Genomic DNA, 17,578 nt, shown 5'->3' on the forward strand with positions numbered 1-17,578 from the left:
GTCTGTGGAAACGCGCTCTAATGGTGAAATTCGCCATCATTTCAGTGCCCCCGAACCTAAGTTAACCCAATGTAGCGCGCCTGATGGCTAAAATCCATCACCGGGACGAGCTTAGCCGTGACCCGCTAGCGGGCCGGTTAGCCAAGTCGGTTGTTGTCGTATGGCGTTACATCATGCTCGATAGCGTTGCTCCTTGTGATTAGGCGGTTGATCGTAGGTGAGGCGCTGGGGTGTGAGCGTCCCGATCATCCGCAATGTGGGTTGCTTGCAGTGTGGACAGGTGTAGGCCCGTTCCGGATCGCTGGCAGCCATATCGGCATCCGGCGCTTGCTCAACAACCGCTAACGCTCGACGGATCTGCACCAGACGTTGCCGACGGCAGCGATTGGCCAGAAAACCGTAGTGACGCACCCGCATCAGTCCTTTGGGCAGGACATGGAGCAGGAAGCGGCGCACGAACTCCTCACCATCAAGGATGAGTGACTTGTGTCGGTCATGGTCGCGATAGTCCTTGTAGCGTAGGGTCACCTGGTGATCATCTACGGCGAGGATACGCGCGTTACTGATGGCGATCTGGCGCGTGTAGCGCGTCAGGTAGCGAACCACTGCGTGGGTGTGTTCAAGGCAGTCCTTGCTGTAAACCACCCATTCAGTGGCCATCAGCGTGTTAAGTTGAGCATCGACATCACCGGGCCGGGTGACTCGGTGGAGATCGCCTGCATTGGCGGCCTTGCGCAAAGCGCTCACCATGTGACCGCGAAAGTGGCGTGACAAGGCCCGCACGGGGAACAAATAGTTACTACGCGCTTCACGCCAGTTGCCATCGTCACCCAAGGCACCGCCTGGAACCAAACAGTGCAGATGCACATGCTGGCTCAGGTTCTGGCCCCAGGTGTGAAGCACGGCGATCATCCCCATCTCGCCGTCAAGGCGCTTGGGATCTCGTCCAAACGTGCGCAGCGTTTGCCAGGCACTCTGGAACAGCAACCGGTGAATCACCTCCGGGTGAAGCTGAACCCAGCCATTAAGGCTGTGCGGCAGCGTGAACACGACGTGGTAATAGCGCACTGGCAGGATATTGGCTTGCTGACGCTCGGCCCATTGTTCCATGGCGCGGCTTTGGCACTGCGGACAGTGACGATCACGACAGCCGAAGTAGCGTGGCTGCACGTGAGCGCAGTCGGAGCACTGCAAGATCATCCCGCCCATCGCCTCCGTTCGGCAGGCCAGCAGATGGGTACACACTCGTTGTCGGTGGCGATCAAGACCGGTTGGATCGAGGAAGCGGGTCAGCACCTGTTGCAAGGTAGCGGCCTTAGTCATGGCTCACCTCCAGTGCGGCCACCAGATCAATATGGCACTGATCTCCCCCTTGCTGGCTCGGTAGCCAGTGCAGGTAGCGCATCGTCGACTGGAGGTTGCGGTGGCCCAGCAGTCGCTGGAGCTGATGGACGGGCAGGCCCTGCTCCAGGACATGGGTGGCATAGGCATGGCGCAGGCTGTGGATGCCGCCGACCCGTTCAATCCCAGCCAGGCGTTTGGCCTGAGTAAAGGCCTTCTGCGGCGCACTGGGGTGCAGCGCCTGGTCGGGAAACAGAGCACTCGGGAACAGCCATGTGACTGGCCGGTAGGCTCGCCAGTAATCGCGCAGGCGATCAAGCAGGGTCATCGGGAGTAACACCATACGATCCTTGCCGCCCTTGCCCTGCGTCACACGAAGTTGGTAGCGCTGGCTGTCGATGTCACTGACTCGCAGGTGGCAGACCTCAGTCACACGCAATCCGCAGCCGTAGCACAGTTCGAGCATCATGCGATGCTTCGGGTTTTGGCAGGCGGCCAGGATCCGCCGAACCTCGTCGCGGGTCAGCAGTTCTGGAATCCGCTGCGGTTTTTTGGGGACGGTGAGCGGCACATCAAACGACGGCCACTGCAACACGTGCAAGTACAGGAACCGCACGCCGTGCAGGTAGACACGGCAGCTGGCGGCGGACAAACCGCGCTCCTGAACCAAGTGATTAAAGAAGTGTTGCAGGTCGTCGGTACTCAGCGTGTCTGGCGAACGGTGGAAATAACGAGCCAGATCAGTGACTACCATCAGGTAGGTGTTGTGAGTACGTTGCGCAAAGCCACGCTGACGCATGGCCGCGATCATCTTCTGTCGCAAGGCAGTCATCGTCGTCACTCCTGTTGATTGACCCACGTGGGTCAATCAACAGTGTGGCCCGATGAGGCGAAAGACGTGGTTCGTCGACAGCTACCGCGAAGCGGTTTAGTTCAACAGTGATTATACGGAAGGCTGCATAACCTCAATAAACGTGCCCGCTCATTCATTGAGGTTATGTAGCCAGCTCATTTGACTCTATCCCACTGATTCACCTGGAGGCAAAGAAAAAATAGGCAATATATCCAAAAGTCGCTTGCTGGCTCATTTTGCTCTGCCTAATCATACAGCTTAGAAAAGCACTACTACGCTGTGGGAATCAAGTCTACGGCGCTGATGAATCCTACGGAGACAAAGCGTGAAAAGCGGGCTTAAGCGGCAGCCTTTTGAACCGGCTTTTAGCTAAGTCCCACACACACCACCTCCCCTCCAAACCATTGCTGCTTAAGCCCCCGCTGCTTTTCCAGCAACACCGTTAGGTATTCACGCAACGGATGAGCAGATGGCAACGCAGCAAGGTGTTTACGCAGCCTACGCTGATAAGGAAACTGTTCAGCAGGCACATGCAACGGCGTGGCGTGTTGGGTGAGCCATTCAATATCGGGTAGGAGCAAGTGAGTGGCACCGCTATCCAGCGCTAGCGTAACGCCTTTCACATCAAAATCACCCGCATAGATATGCGGCCGATGGTTTTTGCGCCAGGCCTCGGCGAGTAAGGCAAAGCTGCCACCGTAGTGGCTGTCGCCGCGGTAGACGACCAGCGGGTTCGTGTAGCCGCTTAGCGCAGGAATATCCGGCGAGAACTCATAAAAGCTGTCCAGGTTTTCGACCTGAATTAAAGCACCAAACGCGCTCAGTTTTAGCGCCTGTACATCCACATCGCGAATGCTGCGTTGCTCGCTGGCGAGCCCGGTTATTGGCTGCGGCAGAAAGCTAACGAGTACTCGCCGTGCACGGGGGCTTTCGCGGGTTGCTTTGTCTTCTTCTACGCCCTCCTTCGCCTGGGCGGTGCTGGTCAGGCCGCTGAGGGAGCGGCCTAGCGGGGCTATTCGGGCGCTCTCTAGTACGTCATCAATCTGCGCCAGCAGGGCGGCGTCAAAGCGTAACGTTTTGCCGTTGATGCGCGAGGCCAGGTCAATATCGTGCTGGTGGCACCAGGCTACTACGTCGTCTACCCATTGGCGGCGGGGCTTTTCCACTGCGGGCTGGCGGAGAAGTTCGCGGGCGACGCCGTTGAGCCCAGTGCGGGCGCGACCGGGTAGGTTCATACGGCCAGCTGCAGTTCAACGTCGTGGATCAGGCGCAGGTGATTAAAGCGGCTGGCCTGGCTCTCCTGCTGTTTGAGCCTAAACGCTCGCTGGTCGCTGCGCGGCAGACCCTGATACTCGGCGATCACCTGGAACAGCCAGATCTCATCCGGCCACTCCAGCGGGCTTTCGTGCAGGTACTCAAGGGCGCTGACCGGCGCCGCCTGGGGCTGGTCGATCACGCTTAAATAGAAGTATTCCACATCCTGCTTGAGCGCCTGCTGGCGAGCGGCGGCCAGGCTACTTTCTTGTGCTTGCGCAGGGGCTGCGGCTTCCACCGTTTGGGTGGTGTGGCGCGGCTGGGGTAGCTGGTGGAGCAGCTCGGCGAGCACTTGGCTGTCCAGATTGCGATCCAGCGCCGGGGCGGCGGCGGCGCTTAGCGGGGCGGCTTGATTGATCAGCGTGGGCACCTCGCTGCGGCGGGCGTAGTTGCCGGGCACAAAGCCGGGGTGTTCGCGCATAAAGGCGGCCATGCCGCTCATCAGGCGGCTGCGCGCCTGCTGCTTACGAAAGCGCGCCATTAGTTCGATCAAACGCCGCTGTACTTCGCGCAGGCCGGTGTAGTGGTTACTTAGTTGCTGCTGAAGCTGGCTGATCAATAGCTTACGCAGGCTGCCGTCGCTGCCTACCAGCTCGATCAGCTCGTCGAAGTCGATCAGCGCCAAGCCGTCCAGCAGTCTTGCGATCTGTTTCTGGGCGCGGTCGTTTTCGCGGATCTTGTCGTTGAGCTGGCTGACAAAACCGAAGTCGCTATTAAGCCGCTGCCACAGGCTATCAATGGCATCAGCGAAGCGCCCGTTCAGGTCATCGACCTCCTGGCGCAGGCGCATCAGCTGCTGCTCCAGCCGCCAGTGCTCGCCGCGGCTGCGCGCTTCCCGGTAGCTGTGTACCAGTGCGCGAATCAGCTCCAGGGTTTCCGCTACGTCGGCGTTGACGTGGCGCCGGGTCTCGTCGGCGAGCATTTCGGCGATCAGTTCGCGCACCTTGGGCGCCAGCTTCACACCGCTCTGCTCGTCCGGCCGCCAGAGAATGCGCGCCGCCAGCAGCTTACGCAGCGCGCTGTCGCTGAGCGATTCCAGCGGCACTTCATCGCGGGTGTAGGCCTGCATCAGCGCTTCAGAATGCTTGCCCAGCAGCGCCAACCGTTCGCTGCCGGTTTTGAGCAGGCGGCTCTCCAGCTCACTCACGCTCGCACTCACGCTCTTATTCACAGAAGGGCCTCCTGTGAACCGGAGCCTTCCTCGCTATCTGCTTCGATAGGCAGGTTCTCTTCATCGCGGATAAAGCGTACCAAGTCCACCAGGTAGTCGATCTTGCCGGTGACCACAAACACCTGCCGCTCTGAGTGCGGCTGGAGCAAATAGCCGTGCTCCTTTAAGCGCTTGAAGACCTGCTTTACCTGGGCATCCAACTGATCGCTTTGCGAGCCGAAAAAGCTGTCGGTGGCCAGGCGCTCCAGGCGCTCGCGTAGGCTTTGGTTGTCTTCGCACTTGGCGCTGAACTCCGCCGGTTTGAGCACGTCGCCGGGGGCGGCCAGGGTGTCGCGGCCTAATGCTTCTTGCACCAGCTGCAGCCACTCCAGCAACGGCAACAAGCTATTGAGCGTATCGCCCAGCTGGCGCGAGAGCTGATCCCGGGCGCTGTCGTTGAGCTGACGCCAGGCCAGAAAGTAGACGCTGCCGTCTTCGTTGCTGGCCAGGCGGCGATTGAGGGGGCGCAGATAGGCGTCAATCGACTCGCGGGTCTCTTCATCGCTGAGGTGGCGGTAGCCGCTTTCATCGCTGATTGGGCAGATAAACTCGCCCGCCAGCAGGCGCTCGAGCAGTGGGCCGTGTTCGATCATGCTGTCACCTCCTGCTGACGTTCCTGGAGCCGTTCGGCCAGGCGGCTTAGCCTTGGCTCAATGCGTTTTAGCACTCGCTTATTGGGGTTGGCGTCATCGCGGTCAATCAGGTAGCGGTTGGCGAACAGCAGCAGCACGTCGGATTCAGGGTTGGGGAAGGCGCCGACGATATGAATGCGGTTGCTGTCGCAGGCGTCGAACAGCTTTTCGACGTTGTGGTAGGCCAGGGTGCCAATCTCATCAATGGGCCAGTGGATGGCGATTTCCGCGTCGCCGCGCAGCAGGCGGGTAAACGCCAGCAGGAATTTGCACAGAATCAGGTAGGCCATGCCGTGGCTGGAGGACTCCAGCAGCTGGCGGTCGTTCTTGATCACCAGATCGGTGCCGCCTTCGTTGAGGTGCAGCTCCAGGCGCAGCAGGCTTTCGAAGCTGTACTGCTGGTCGCTGCGCAGCAAGTCGACCACGTCCGCCAGGGTGTTTAAGTAGTCGTCGCTGGGTAGCGTCTGGCCGGATTCCCGCCACTCTTTATAGCGTTGGGCGAACAGCTTCAGCGGCTCCCAGAAGCCCAGCTCATCAATGGTGGACTGGATACGCACTTCGGCCTTGCTGATGCCTTCCAGGCGCAGGTCGTCAGCGACTTCTTCCGAAAGCCGACGGCTTTGGGCGCTGATGCGGCGGTTCAGATCGCGGAACACGGTGAAGAATTTATCCAGGTCGTCGCTGAGGTTGCGGCCTTCCTGAATCAGCTGCTGCTGTTGGTCTTCGAGCAGTTTGAGCATGTCGCGCAGGAGCGGCAGCTGTAGCCGTGGGTTGTCGCTTTGCAGCTTGCTGCGCTCGCTCTCCAACGCTTCGGCGAAGCCGCTGCTGGCGTCCTTGATCAGTTGGCTCTCCACTTCCAGGCAGCCACGGCGCAGCTGTTCGATCTGCTGGTGGCGATTGCCCAAGGCCTGGCGGGTGCGCTCGATGCGTTCGTCCACATCGCCCAGGGGCGCGCTGGGGGCTTGGCCGTCGGGCTCGATGGCCAGCGTTTCCAGTTGGGTGAGCAGTGGCTTCAAGGCTTCCAGGCAGGCGTGTTCGCTCTCCCGCTGGGTTTTCAGCGTGCTGACCGTGCTTTGGTGGGCTTTGCGCGCCGCCTGGAAATCGTTTTTCAGATGCTCTTTATCGCGCTGCAGCTTTTGCTCCGTCTGCTCCAGTTCGGCCTCTTGGGCGACCAGCTGCGGTTTCTGCTGGCCCCACTCCACGCGCATAAAGCGGGTGTACTCGGTGAGCTCATCCTGGCGGGCGGCGGTAACGCGGATGCGTTCGTCCTGGCTCGCCAGGCGCTGCTTGGTATCTTTGAGCTTGGCCGGGTCGACGCCCTGCTCGGCTAGCTCCTGGCTAAAGGCTTCCTCCAGTTCCTCCCGCTGACGCTGGTGTTCGGCGTTGGCGTCGCTTAGCTGCTGTTTATACTGGCGCAGCTGGGCATCCAGGCTATCGACCTGGCTTTGGCCGTCGGCTTTTAGCTCTAACAACTGGCTTTGGTGGGTCTCGCTAAGCGCGGCGAGGGCCTGCTGTTTCTCTTCGCGCAGCTCTTTCTGTGCCTGCTCCTGGTTGGCTAACGCGGCCTGATGGGCGGCGCGGCGCTCTTGCTGGCGCTTGGTGTGGCGCTCCTGCTGCTGGCGGCGCGCTTCTATCGCAAACTCGACTTCCTGCTCGGCGCGTTTATGGGCCATACGGCCCTGATCCTGGGCTTCATCGGCCTGCTGTACGCGCTCGTTGTGCTGTTTAAGCGTTTTCTCGGCGGCCTGGCACTCTGTCAGTACGCGGCGTTTGACGCTATCCGCTTCTTCGATGGCGGCCAGCAGAGTGGCTTCGTCCTGGGCGTAATCCGGCAGGGCGATGGCGGAGAGATCCAGCGCCAGCCCAAACAGATCATCGCTGGCGCCTTCGGCCAACTGCGGGGCGAGATCGCGGCGCTCCAGCAGCTCCGGGGCAATCACTTTGCCTAGCTGCTGCTCCCAACCGGGGCGGTGGTAGCGCAGGAAGTGGCGCAGGCTGCCCTGTTCGGGGTCGCGCTGCTGATAGAGCGCGTAGCAGCGCTGCTCGGCGCGCTCAAGCTGCTGGCGAAGCTGCACCAACTGCTGCTCGGCGTCGTCGCGGGCGCGGCGGCAGCTTTCAAACTCCCTGCGCAGGCCGTCCAGAGTGGCGGCGGATGCGTTGCGCTCTTGCTGGGCTTGATCCAGGCGCGCCTGGGCAAGCTCTGCCTCGGAAGCTTCTTCGGCGGTTTGGGTGGAGAGCGAGAGCTGCGCTTTGAGTTCGGCGAGCTGCTCGACGCCTAGCTCCAGCTGGGCCTGATACTCGCCTTCAAGGCGTTGGCGCTCCTGCTGGTAGCGCTCGTTAAGCTGCTGCTCGGCTTCCCACTGCTGCTCCCGGCGCAGGGCTTTCTCTTCGACCAGGGCATCAATCAGCTCCTGAGCCTCACCGGTCTGGCGGGCCAGCGCTTCAGAAAGCTCGCGCAGGCGACCGTCGAGGCGCGCCTGACTCTCCTTGACGGCATCCTGCATCACATTCAGGTGGGCGCGCAGCTGGTCGCGCTGTTCCCGCCACTGGGGCAGCGCATTGATCTCCCGCTCCAGGGCGGGCATATCCGCCTCGGCATAGCGCTCGTATTGGCTTTGCAGGTCGTTCAAGCGGCGCTGGGTCTGCTGTAAATCGCTGACCACTTCGCTGTGGCGGTCGTTTAGCGCGTCCCGGGCCTCACCGTAGTCGCTCTCCCGCTGCTGGAACTCGCGCTGATGGCGGGCAAGCTCGGCATCCACATCGGCCATTTGCCGCTCAGCGCGCTGGCGGTCATCTTCAAGCTGGGGCTTGAGTTGCCAGAGTGTGGCATCCAGATCGGCCAGTTCGCGATCGATGCCGCCAAGCCGGGCCAGCGATGCCTGTAGCGGTTCCAGACGCATGGATTGACGCATTTGGGCAATCCACTCCCGCGCTTTGGTGTTGCGAATCCGCGTCACCGGCAGCTCGACGCCGTCCTCTTCAAAAATCGCCGCCAGCATGGTTTTGAGGGTGTCCATCTTGCCCTCTTTGGCGTGTACCGCCGAAACCAGCTTTTCGATATGGCGGATACGCCGCTCGGGTTTGACCAGGCTGAACTGCGCCGCGATCTGGCGCAGTTTAAGGCCGTCGCGGCTGTTGCCGTGGAGCTGGGTAAAGTCGTTTTGGATCACCGAGCGGAATTCAGAGGTAGCCCCCAGTTTGGGAGAAACAGGCGTGCCACTGCGTCGCAGGCCGCTGGCCCACTGGGTGTAGTCCAGCGCGGCCACGCCCGCCTCGCTTTCGACCAGGTAATCTTCCGGCTGGTAAGGCCCGCCCACAAAGCGGTACTCCACCCCGCCTTCGGCTTTGCGGGTCAGCACCGCCTGGCAGATGTTGCCCGCTTCGCGGCGATATTCGTACACCAGATAGCTGTTGCGGTTGGGCAGGTAAAACGCATCAAACTTCATGCGGGTCTTGGGCACGACCTTATTGGGTAGCTCGCCGTAAAACACCGGCACCAGTCGCTGAAGCGTGGTTTTACCGGAGGCGTTGGTGCCGCAAATATTGGTGTGGCCATCCACACTCAGTTCCACCACCCCTTCCAGGTGGCCGTGAATCATCACGATGCGTAGCAGGTGGGCCATGCCGTGTCCTTTCGATGACTGTCTCAATGGCTTTCCGGATCGTTTGCTGATCGCTGAAAGCAGCCATTTTGCCAGACACCTTGATGGCTTGTCTTACTGATTACGCCTTAGTGAGCAACCCCTCAAAAAAACTCACCTCATTGGCTTCCAACCCTTCCAGGTAGTACCCGCCTTCCTGTACCACCAGTGTAGGCACGTTCAGGTTCGCTATCCGGCGGCCCAACTCACCAAATCCCGCTGTTGAAACGGCGACCTTGGCCTGGGGATCGAGTTCGTAGATATCAAACCCCAGCGCCAGCACAATGGCATCCGGCTCGAACAGGCGAATGGCTTGGCAGGCTTGCTCCAGACGGTCAAAGAACACCGACTCTTCTGAGTTATGGGGCATCGGTAGGTTGATGTTGTAGCCAAGCCCTGCGCCCTGACCGCGTTCGTCTTCGAAGCCCGTCACCGCCGGGTAGAAGTTGGTGGTATCGCCGTGGATCGAGATATACAGCACATCGTCGCGCTGGTAGAAAATCTCCTGGATGCCCTGACCATGGTGCATATCAGGGTCGAGCACCACGATTCGAGGGTAGCGGGTTTTCAGATGCTGCGCGGCAATGGCGGCATTGTTAAGAAAACAGAACCCACCCGCAGAGTCGATGCCCGCATGGTGGCCCGGCGGGCGCGATAGCGCATAGGCAAACCGATCACCGGCCAGCAGGGCCTCAGCTCCGGCCACCGCGCTTTGCGCTGACCAGTAGGCTGACCGCCAGGTATGCTGCCCCACCGGGGCGCTGCCGTCGGCCATATAGCGCCCGGCTTCTGCCAAGATGCCGCGCAGGGCGTTGGGCGAGCGCACGAAGATATTGGAGATCACTTCTTCGCCCCAGTCCTCGTCAAGGGTATGCCAGCGCCGATGGGCACTCTCCAGAAAGCGTAGGTAGGGCAACGAATGCACCGCTCTTAGCGGCGCCACGCCATAATCGTGGGGTGTTTGAACGTCAAAGCCAAGTTGCTTGGCCGCTGCCAGCAGGTGCGTGGCGCGTTCGGGCACTTCCTGGGGCGTGCGCATTTTTCCACGTGAGAAGTAGGTTTGCGGCCGATGAAGTAACTGATCAGCGTGGAAGAATGTCTTCATCGCTATGCTCTCCAGTTTCGCCCACACCCTTGACCACAAATTTACGGGCAACGCCTATGTGGTAATCGATCGCCTCATGGCAGGCGTCAGGGCTGCCGCTATCCAGCGCCTCTAAAAGCTTGAAGTGGCTTGTGGCGATGGTATCGGGGGCTTCATGGGTTTTGGTGATGAGGGTGATGCACAGGCGCAGTTCGTGGGTCAGATCATCAAAGGCACGCAATAGTCGCTCATTGCCCGCGTAGTGCAGCATCAGCCGGTGAAACTGCAGATCCTCCTCGATACGCCGGGTGCCATCATTGCTTTCCGCTGCCTCACATAGCACATCCACCTGCTCTTCCAGCGCGCGCTTGGCCTCGGGCGTATAGCGTTCCACCAAGCGGTGAATGGCGTGGCGCTCAAGACACAACCGCAAATCAAAGACATCTTCGAGTTCAACGGCATTCAACGCGCGAACAAAGAAGCCCCGCCGGGGTTTTGAGATCAGCAAACCACGGCTTTCGAGCAGCCGAGCGGCCTCACGCACCGGCGCACGGCTAACGCCCAAATCGCGGGAGAGCTGCACTTCAGAAAGCCGCTCGCCGGGTAAAAAGTGTTGTTGAATAATCGCTTGGGTCAAATAGTCAGCAACCTGCTCGACCAAGTTTTGCTGCTGAATAAAGGCCCTGGGAGCCGACGCTGTGAAGGCCATAAGTTTACTCATTAGGTCTGACACGTCACTTTAGTATGACGAAAATATGCTGTTTGTCGACGAACGATTGCCGACTGTCGACAGTTTTACCAGCTACTGCTATGGTCAAAACAGGCTCCCAACAACCAACACAACTGGGCCTAACCACGCCTCGCTCGCCTAACGACTACGTAAACCCATTACGTGCTAATAAACCGAGGAGCAGGAAACATGAAGAAACCTTTAGCTTTGGCTATTTCCGCTGCAGCACTCGCTTTTACCTCCGCCGCTTTGGCCGATGACCCCAAGTCGGGAGGAACGGTTAATACCATTATCCAGCCCGAGCCCCCTGGCCTGGTGCTTGGCATGGTTCAAAACGCGCCTACCCGTACTGTGGCAGGCAATATCTACGAAGGCCTGATGCGTTACACCACCGATCTTGAACCCATGCCGCAGCTGGCAGAATCCTGGGACGTCAGTGAGGATGGCCGCACCTACACCTTTCACCTACGTGACGACGTGACCTGGCACGACGGCGAACCCTTTACCGCTGAAGACGTGGTGTTCTCGGCCGATGTGTTCCATCGCGAGCTGAACCCCAGCGCCCGGGCAGTCCTGCAGCATGTAGAAAGCATTGAAGCCACCGACGACCACACCGTGGTGTTTACACTCACTCAACCCTTCGGCCCGTTCCTGCTCTCTTTTGAAGCGGGCACCTTCACCATGGTGCCCGAGCACTTATACGCAGGCACTGATTTCCGCGATAACGAGCACAATGACCACCCGATTGGCACCGGCCCGTTTAAGTTTGCCAACTGGGAGCGCGGTACCGTTATCGAGCTGGTTAAAAACGACGATTACTACGAAGAGGGCCTACCCTACCTCGACGGCGTTAACTGGCACATCATTCCTGACGGCGCTTCCCGCGCAGTCTCGTTCGAAAATGAAACCATTGATGTGCTGCCCAGCGGCACCGTCGAGAACTTCGACATTCCCCGCTTGGCGGCGATGGATAACGTCTGCATGACCGAAGAAGGTCACGAGTACTTCAGCCCCTTCGCCATGCTGTGGATGAACAACCGCGAAGGCCCCACCGCCGATAAGCGCTTCCGCCAGGCGGTGATGTACGCCATGGATCGGGAGTTCGCCAAAGATGTGCTGTGGAATGGCCTGGGTAAGGTGCCGCTTTCCGCCTTTGGCTCTAATGCGCGCTTCCAGAATGAAGACCTGGAGCCCTACGACCACGATCCAGATCGCGCTCGGGAGCTGCTCGATGAAATGGGCTACGACGGTGAAGAGATCACCATTCTACCGCTGCCCTATGGCGAAACCTGGACGCGCTGGGCCGAAGCTGTGCAGCAAAACCTACGTGAAGTAGGCATTAACGTCAGCACTCAAGCCACCGATGTGGGCGGCTGGAACCAGCGCCTGGGTGACTGGGACTACGATCTCGCCTTTACCTACCTGTTCCAGTACGGCGACCCGGCTCTGGGTATTTCACGCACCTACCTTTCCGACAACATTGCCAAGGGCTCGCCCTGGAATAACGTCGAAGGCTACGAAAACGAGCGCGTTGACGAGCTGTTTAACGAGGCCGCCACTGCCTTCCCGGATGCAGAGCGCGAAGCGCTTTACCATGAAGTCCAGGAAATTCTCCACGAAGATGTCCCCGTTGGCTGGCTGATGGAACTGGGCTTCCCGACACTCTACCGCTGTGACGTGAAAAACCTGGTCACCTCCGGCGTGGGTGTTAACGACGGCTTTAAGGATGCCTGGCTAGACCGCTAAGTCTCAGAATACCCAGGTAGCGCGAGCTGCCTGGGTGGTTTAGCCATGTCATGAAGGTATCCGTCAGGAAAGTATCTGCCAGGAAAGTGCCCGTCAGGAAGGTGTCTATGGTCTACGCTCGCCTCATTCTCATGCGGCTGTTTAAAGCCGTGATTGTGCTGTTTTTAATCGTTATTTTTAATTTCCTGCTGATTCAATTGGCCCCCGGCGATCCGGCCGCCATTCTGGCGGGACAAGCGGGCGCTGCCGATCAGGAGTTTCTTAATCAGCTGCGCGAGCGCTTCGGCCTTGATCAGCCGATGTACGTGCAGCTGTGGCGCTATGTATCGGGCATTGCGATGCTCGATTTTGGCTATTCCTACCGGCTGGGCGTGCCTGTCTTTGATCTGATTATGGCGCGCCTACCCGCTACCCTGCTGCTCACCGGCACCGCCTTTGTGCTTTCGCTGGTACTGGGCATTGTGGCGGGCTCCATGGCCGCGGCGCGGGTCAAGAAGCCCTCCGGCTCGCTGATCATGGCGCTGGCACTGGTGTTCTACGCCACCCCGCTGTTCTGGGTGGCGCTAATGTCGGTGGTGGTGTTTTCGGTGTATCTAGGCTGGCTACCCGCCTACGGCCTTTACACCGTGGGCGCGGGTCACACGGGGTTTGCCCTGGTGCTCGATATTGCCAAGCACCTGGTGCTACCGGCGACCACCCTGGCGCTGTTCTTTATGGCGATTTATATCCGCATGACGCGTACTTCCATGCTCGACGCCGCCCAGCAGGATTACGTTAAAACCGCCCGCGCCAAAGGTTTGAAACCCAGCATTATTCAGCGCCGCCATGTACTGCGTAACGCGCTTCTACCCATTATTACGCTTGCTGGCCTACAGGCGGGGCAGATGGTCGGCGGGGCGATTCTGACCGAAACCGTGTTTGCCTGGCCCGGTATCGGCCGCTTGATGTTTGAAGCCCTTGAGCAGCGCGACTACAACCTGCTGCTAGGGATTTTCTTCTTCTCGGCAGCCCTGGTCATCGTCTTCAACATCATCACCGACTTGGTCTACAGCCTGGCTGATCCACGCATCAAGAAGGGGGCCGCATGAGCTTTTTCGCACGCTTCGCGCAAAACCGTGGCGCCCTGGTGGGGCTGATTATCCTGCTGGTAATTATCGCCATGGCGATACTCGCACCGCTGCTGTTCCCTGAATCCCCCTGGCGGATGGTGCAGCGGCCCTTTTTGCCGCCGCTTTCACAGGATGGCTTTCCCTTGGGCACTGACACCATGGGCCGCAACGTGGCATCAGGCTTAATGCACGGCGCCTGGGTGTCGCTGCTGATTGGGCTGGTATCCACCAGTGTGGCGCTGCTGATTGGCGTACCGCTGGGCGCCATTGCCGGTTACTACGGTGGGTGGATTGACGACCTCCTGATGCGCTTTACCGAGTTCTTTCAGACCATTCCCAACTTCGCGCTGGCAATCGTGCTGGTGGCGATTATGCAGCCCAGCATCAGCTCGATTGTGTTGGCGATTGCGATAGTGAGCTGGCCACCGGTAGCTCGCCTGGTGCGCGCCGAGTTTATGTCGCTGCGTAACCGCGAGTATGTGGAAGCCGCGCGCTTGGTGGGCCAGTCCAACACCACGATTATTCTGCGCCAGATTCTGCCCAATACCCTGTCACCGATTATCGTGCTGGCCTCTCTGATGGTCGCCACCGCCATTCTGCTGGAATCGGCGCTGTCGTTTCTGGGCTTGGGCGACCCCAACGTGATGTCCTGGGGCTATATGATTGGCGCGGCGCGCACGGTGATTCGCCAGGCGTGGTGGCTAAGCTTCTTCCCCGGAGTGGCGATTCTGCTCACCGTGCTGGCTCTAAATCTGGTCGGTGAAGGTTTAGACGATGCTTTGAACCCGAAACTTTCCCGCGAGCGCTAGGCGTTTGTTATGACTGGAGTGCTTGTTATGAATGAAGCATCAACAGAAACCGTCCTCAGCATTCGCAACCTGAATATTGCGCTGCCCAAAGGGGCGGATCGCGCTCTAGCGGTGGAGGAGGTTAGCTACGACGTGAAGCGCGGCGAGATCATGTGCGTGGTGGGTGAGTCGGGTTCGGGCAAGTCGATGGCTGCCAACGCCGTGATGGGGCTACTGCCCAAGGGCGTGCGCGCCACCCAGGGCGAGATACTGTTTGAAGGGCAGAACCTGCTCGCCATGACCGAGAAGCAGCACCGCACCCTGCGTGGGCTAAAAATCGGCATGATATTTCAGGAGCCAATGACCGCCCTCAACCCGCTGATGCGGGTAGGCGCACAGATCGCTGAGGTATTTGAGGCCCATGGCCAGTTCAATGCCAAAGAGCGCCAAGCCCGAGCCCTGGAGCTGTTGATTGAAGTGGGTATCCCGCAGCCGGAGAAGGCCATTCGCGCCTACCCTTTCGAGCTTTCCGGCGGCCAGCGTCAGCGGGTCATGATCGCCATGGCGCTGGCACTGGAACCTATCCTGCTGATAGCGGATGAGCCCACCACCGCGCTGGATGTGACCACCCAGGCGCAAATTCTTGAGCTGATCCGCGATCTACAGCAACGCCGCGGTATGTCAGTGATGTTTATCACCCACGACTTTGGCGTGGTGGCCGAAATCGCCAGCCGTGTCTGCGTGATGCGCCACGGCAAGATTGTCGAACTGGGTGACGCCAAATCGGTGCTTGAAAACCCTCAAGATGCCTATACCCAAGCGCTCATTGCCGCTATTCCCAGCAATGCGGTGCCGCCCCACCGTGAGACCAGCCAGGTGGCGCCGCTGCTGGAAATTAAGCAGCTCAATAAGGTGTTTCGCTCCAAGGGTGGATTGTTTAAGCCTGCCAGGGAAGTACGCGCTCTTGATGATGTGTCACTTACCCTCGCCCGTGGCGAAACGGTAGGGATTGTGGGAGAGTCCGGTTCGGGGAAATCTACCTTGGGCCGCTGCGTAGTGCGTTTGGAGCATCCGGACAGCGGCGAACTGCTGCTGGATGGCGTCAATCTTTCGCAATTAACGGGCGCTGCGCTGCGACGTGAGCGCCACCGTGTGCAGATGATCTTTCAAGACCCTTACGCCTCGCTCAACCCTCGCACCAAGGTGGGCATGGCGATAGCCCAGGGGCCGATAGCCAACGGCACGCCCAAAGCCGCGGCGCTTAAGCAGGCAGGTGAGCTGCTCGATATGGTCGGTTTAGGCGCCAGCGCCGTGGAGCGTTTCCCGCATGAATTTTCTGGCGGCCAGCGTCAGCGTATTGGTATTGCCAGAGCCTTGGCGCTTAATCCCGAGCTAATTGTCGCTGACGAAGCCGTATCCGCCTTGGATGTATCGATTCAGGCCCAGGTATTGGAACTGCTGGAGGAGCTTAAACAGCGGCTTTCGCTGTCGCTGCTGTTTATCACCCACGACCTACGCGTCGCCGCGCAGATTTGCGACCGTATTGTGGTGATGCAGCATGGGCGAATTGTCGAGCAAGGCAGCGCCGAACAGATTTTCCTCGCCCCAAAAGAGGCGTATACCCAGGATCTGCTCAAGGCGATTCCCGGCCGCGAAGCGCCCGTGGCGGCGACGGCATAATTGATCGAATGGACAAGATACGTTAAGGAACATACATGCAAATAACCCTGGAGGCGCTACGCGCCATTGTCGGCCCTGCCCACGTATTAACGGGCGACGATGTCAGTAGCCGTAGCGTTGATTGGATGACCGGCGCGCCCTGCCAGGCTGGCGCCATTGTGCGCCCGGCGGATACCGAGCAGGTCGCCGCAGTAATGAAGGCCTGTCACGACGCTCAACAACCCGTGGTCACCCACGGCGGCTTAACCGGCTTGGTGCACGGCGCGGAAGCAAGCCCTGCGGAGTTAGTGATCTCCCTGGAGCGCATGAGCGCCATTGAAGAGATTGATCAGGTCGGCGGTACGCTTACCGTGCAAGCGGGGACACCGCTGCAACGGGTTCAAGAGGCGGCTAAAGAGGTGGGTCTACAGTTCCCGTTGGATCTGGGCGCCCGGGGCAGTTGCACCATTGGCGGCAATATCGCCACCAACGCCGGGGGCGTTCGGGTCATACGCTACGGCATGATGCGCCAGCAAGTCTTGGGATTAGAAGCCGTCATGGCCGATGGCCGCGTGGTCAGCTCCATGAACCGTATGCTGAAAAACAACGCCGGTTTCGATTTAAAGCAGCTGTTTATCGGCAGCGAAGGCACCCTGGGCATTGTGACCAGGGCGGTGCTGCGCCTTCAGCCCCCCACGCCCAGCGAGCAAACGGCGATGGTGGCCTGTCCTTCATTCGAGGCCCTGACCGGGCTGCTTAGCCATATGGGCAAAGCACTCGGCGGCAGCCTGGGAGCTTTTGAGGTGATGTGGCAAAACCACTACCGCCTACTGACCGCTACTCTGGGCCGCCATACGCCACCGATTGCCACCGAACACCCATTCTATGTGATCATTGAGTCGCTGGGCAGCGACGCCGAACGCAATGCCACCCAGTTCAGCGAAGCATTGGAAAGCGCGTTAGAGAAAGAGCTGATTGTCGATGCAGTGATTGCCCAATCCAGCACTCAGCGCGACGGGCTATGGGCGATTCGAGAAGATATTGAGGGCTTGGTCAAAGGTTTGGCGCCAGTGCTCACCTTCGATGTCAGCCTGCCGATTGCCGATATGCAGCGCTATACCGATGCCTTGGAAGCGCAGCTAACCCAGCGCTGGAGGGAGGCGCGCCTGGTAGTGTTTGGCCATCTGGGCGATGGCAACCTGCATATTTCTGTTTGCGCAGGGAGTGCCGAGCCTGAAATACGGCGTGAAGTGGAGGCGATGGTTTACCAGCCGCTGGCGGCACTGGGCGGTTCGGTCTCCGCCGAGCATGGAATCGGTTTAGAAAAGCGCCCCTGGCTAGGCACCTGCCGCTCCAGCGCCGAGATCGAGCTAATGCATACGCTCAAGCAGGCACTCGATCCGCTTAATCTGCTCAACCCCGGTAAAGTACTTCAAGAAACGTTTTAAGTTAAACATTCACTGTATCGTTA

The 17,578-nt window shown here is 59.6% G+C and carries 13 protein-coding genes; 5 read left to right on the forward strand and 8 right to left on the reverse strand.

Annotated features, from left to right (window positions below):
* Positions 1-171: 171 nt before the first annotated feature.
* The 8 genes from QT230_RS05135 to QT230_RS05170 form a co-directional block, all read right to left on the reverse strand.
* Positions 172-1,323 (reverse strand): IS91 family transposase, encoded by a 1,152-nt coding sequence (locus tag QT230_RS05135; protein WP_308320513.1) that lies wholly within the window; start codon positions 1,321-1,323, stop codon positions 172-174.
* Positions 1,316-2,173, reverse strand: a complete 858-nt coding sequence (locus QT230_RS05140; protein ID WP_308320514.1) for a site-specific integrase — start codon at positions 2,171-2,173, stop codon at positions 1,316-1,318. Before QT230_RS05140 ends, QT230_RS05135 begins: the two co-directional genes overlap by 8 nt.
* Positions 2,174-2,559: 386 nt before the next feature.
* Positions 2,560-3,429: a hypothetical protein gene (locus QT230_RS05145; RefSeq protein WP_308320515.1), complete on the reverse strand. Its 870-nt coding sequence runs from the start codon at positions 3,427-3,429 to the stop codon at positions 2,560-2,562.
* A complete protein-coding gene (locus tag QT230_RS05150; protein ID WP_308320516.1) occupies positions 3,426-4,679 on the reverse strand; it encodes a hypothetical protein in 1,254 nt (417 codons plus the stop codon). Before QT230_RS05150 ends, QT230_RS05145 begins: the two co-directional genes overlap by 4 nt.
* Positions 4,676-5,311 (reverse strand): hypothetical protein, encoded by a 636-nt coding sequence (locus QT230_RS05155; RefSeq protein WP_308320517.1) that lies wholly within the window; start codon positions 5,309-5,311, stop codon positions 4,676-4,678. Before QT230_RS05155 ends, QT230_RS05150 begins: the two co-directional genes overlap by 4 nt.
* Positions 5,308-8,973: an ATP-binding protein gene (locus QT230_RS05160; protein ID WP_308320518.1), complete on the reverse strand. Its 3,666-nt coding sequence runs from the start codon at positions 8,971-8,973 to the stop codon at positions 5,308-5,310. Before QT230_RS05160 ends, QT230_RS05155 begins: the two co-directional genes overlap by 4 nt.
* A 100-nt stretch (positions 8,974-9,073) precedes the next feature.
* Positions 9,074-10,096, reverse strand: a complete 1,023-nt coding sequence (locus QT230_RS05165) for a histone deacetylase family protein (RefSeq protein WP_308320519.1) — start codon at positions 10,094-10,096, stop codon at positions 9,074-9,076.
* Complete coding sequence (locus QT230_RS05170) at positions 10,074-10,784, reverse strand: GntR family transcriptional regulator (RefSeq protein WP_308320520.1); 711 nt, start codon at positions 10,782-10,784, stop codon at positions 10,074-10,076. The genes QT230_RS05165 and QT230_RS05170 overlap by 23 nt, the downstream gene beginning before the upstream one ends.
* Positions 10,785-10,994: 210 nt before the next feature.
* On the opposite strand from QT230_RS05170, the gene QT230_RS05175 reads away from it, so the two are divergent.
* The 5 genes from QT230_RS05175 to QT230_RS05195 all read left to right on the forward strand — a co-directional run bounded on the left by QT230_RS05175 (position 10,995) and on the right by QT230_RS05195 (position 17,555).
* A complete protein-coding gene (locus tag QT230_RS05175; RefSeq protein WP_308320521.1) occupies positions 10,995-12,551 on the forward strand; it encodes an ABC transporter substrate-binding protein in 1,557 nt (518 codons plus the stop codon).
* 107 nt (positions 12,552-12,658) lie between these two features.
* A complete protein-coding gene (locus tag QT230_RS05180) occupies positions 12,659-13,639 on the forward strand; it encodes an ABC transporter permease (RefSeq protein ID WP_308320522.1) in 981 nt (326 codons plus the stop codon).
* A complete protein-coding gene (locus QT230_RS05185) occupies positions 13,636-14,469 on the forward strand; it encodes an ABC transporter permease (RefSeq protein WP_007111564.1) in 834 nt (277 codons plus the stop codon). The genes QT230_RS05180 and QT230_RS05185 overlap by 4 nt, the downstream gene beginning before the upstream one ends.
* Positions 14,470-14,496: 27 nt before the next feature.
* A complete protein-coding gene (locus tag QT230_RS05190) occupies positions 14,497-16,128 on the forward strand; it encodes an ABC transporter ATP-binding protein (RefSeq protein ID WP_308320523.1) in 1,632 nt (543 codons plus the stop codon).
* 35 nt (positions 16,129-16,163) lie between these two features.
* Positions 16,164-17,555 carry an FAD-binding oxidoreductase gene (locus QT230_RS05195; protein ID WP_308320524.1) on the forward strand — a complete coding sequence of 464 codons (1,392 nt, stop codon included), beginning with the start codon at positions 16,164-16,166 and terminating at the stop codon, positions 17,553-17,555.
* Positions 17,556-17,578 lie beyond the last annotated feature (23 nt).

It is taken from the genome of Halomonas sp. SpR8, from assembly GCF_031010195.1.
GTDB lineage: Bacteria > Pseudomonadota > Gammaproteobacteria > Pseudomonadales > Halomonadaceae > Vreelandella.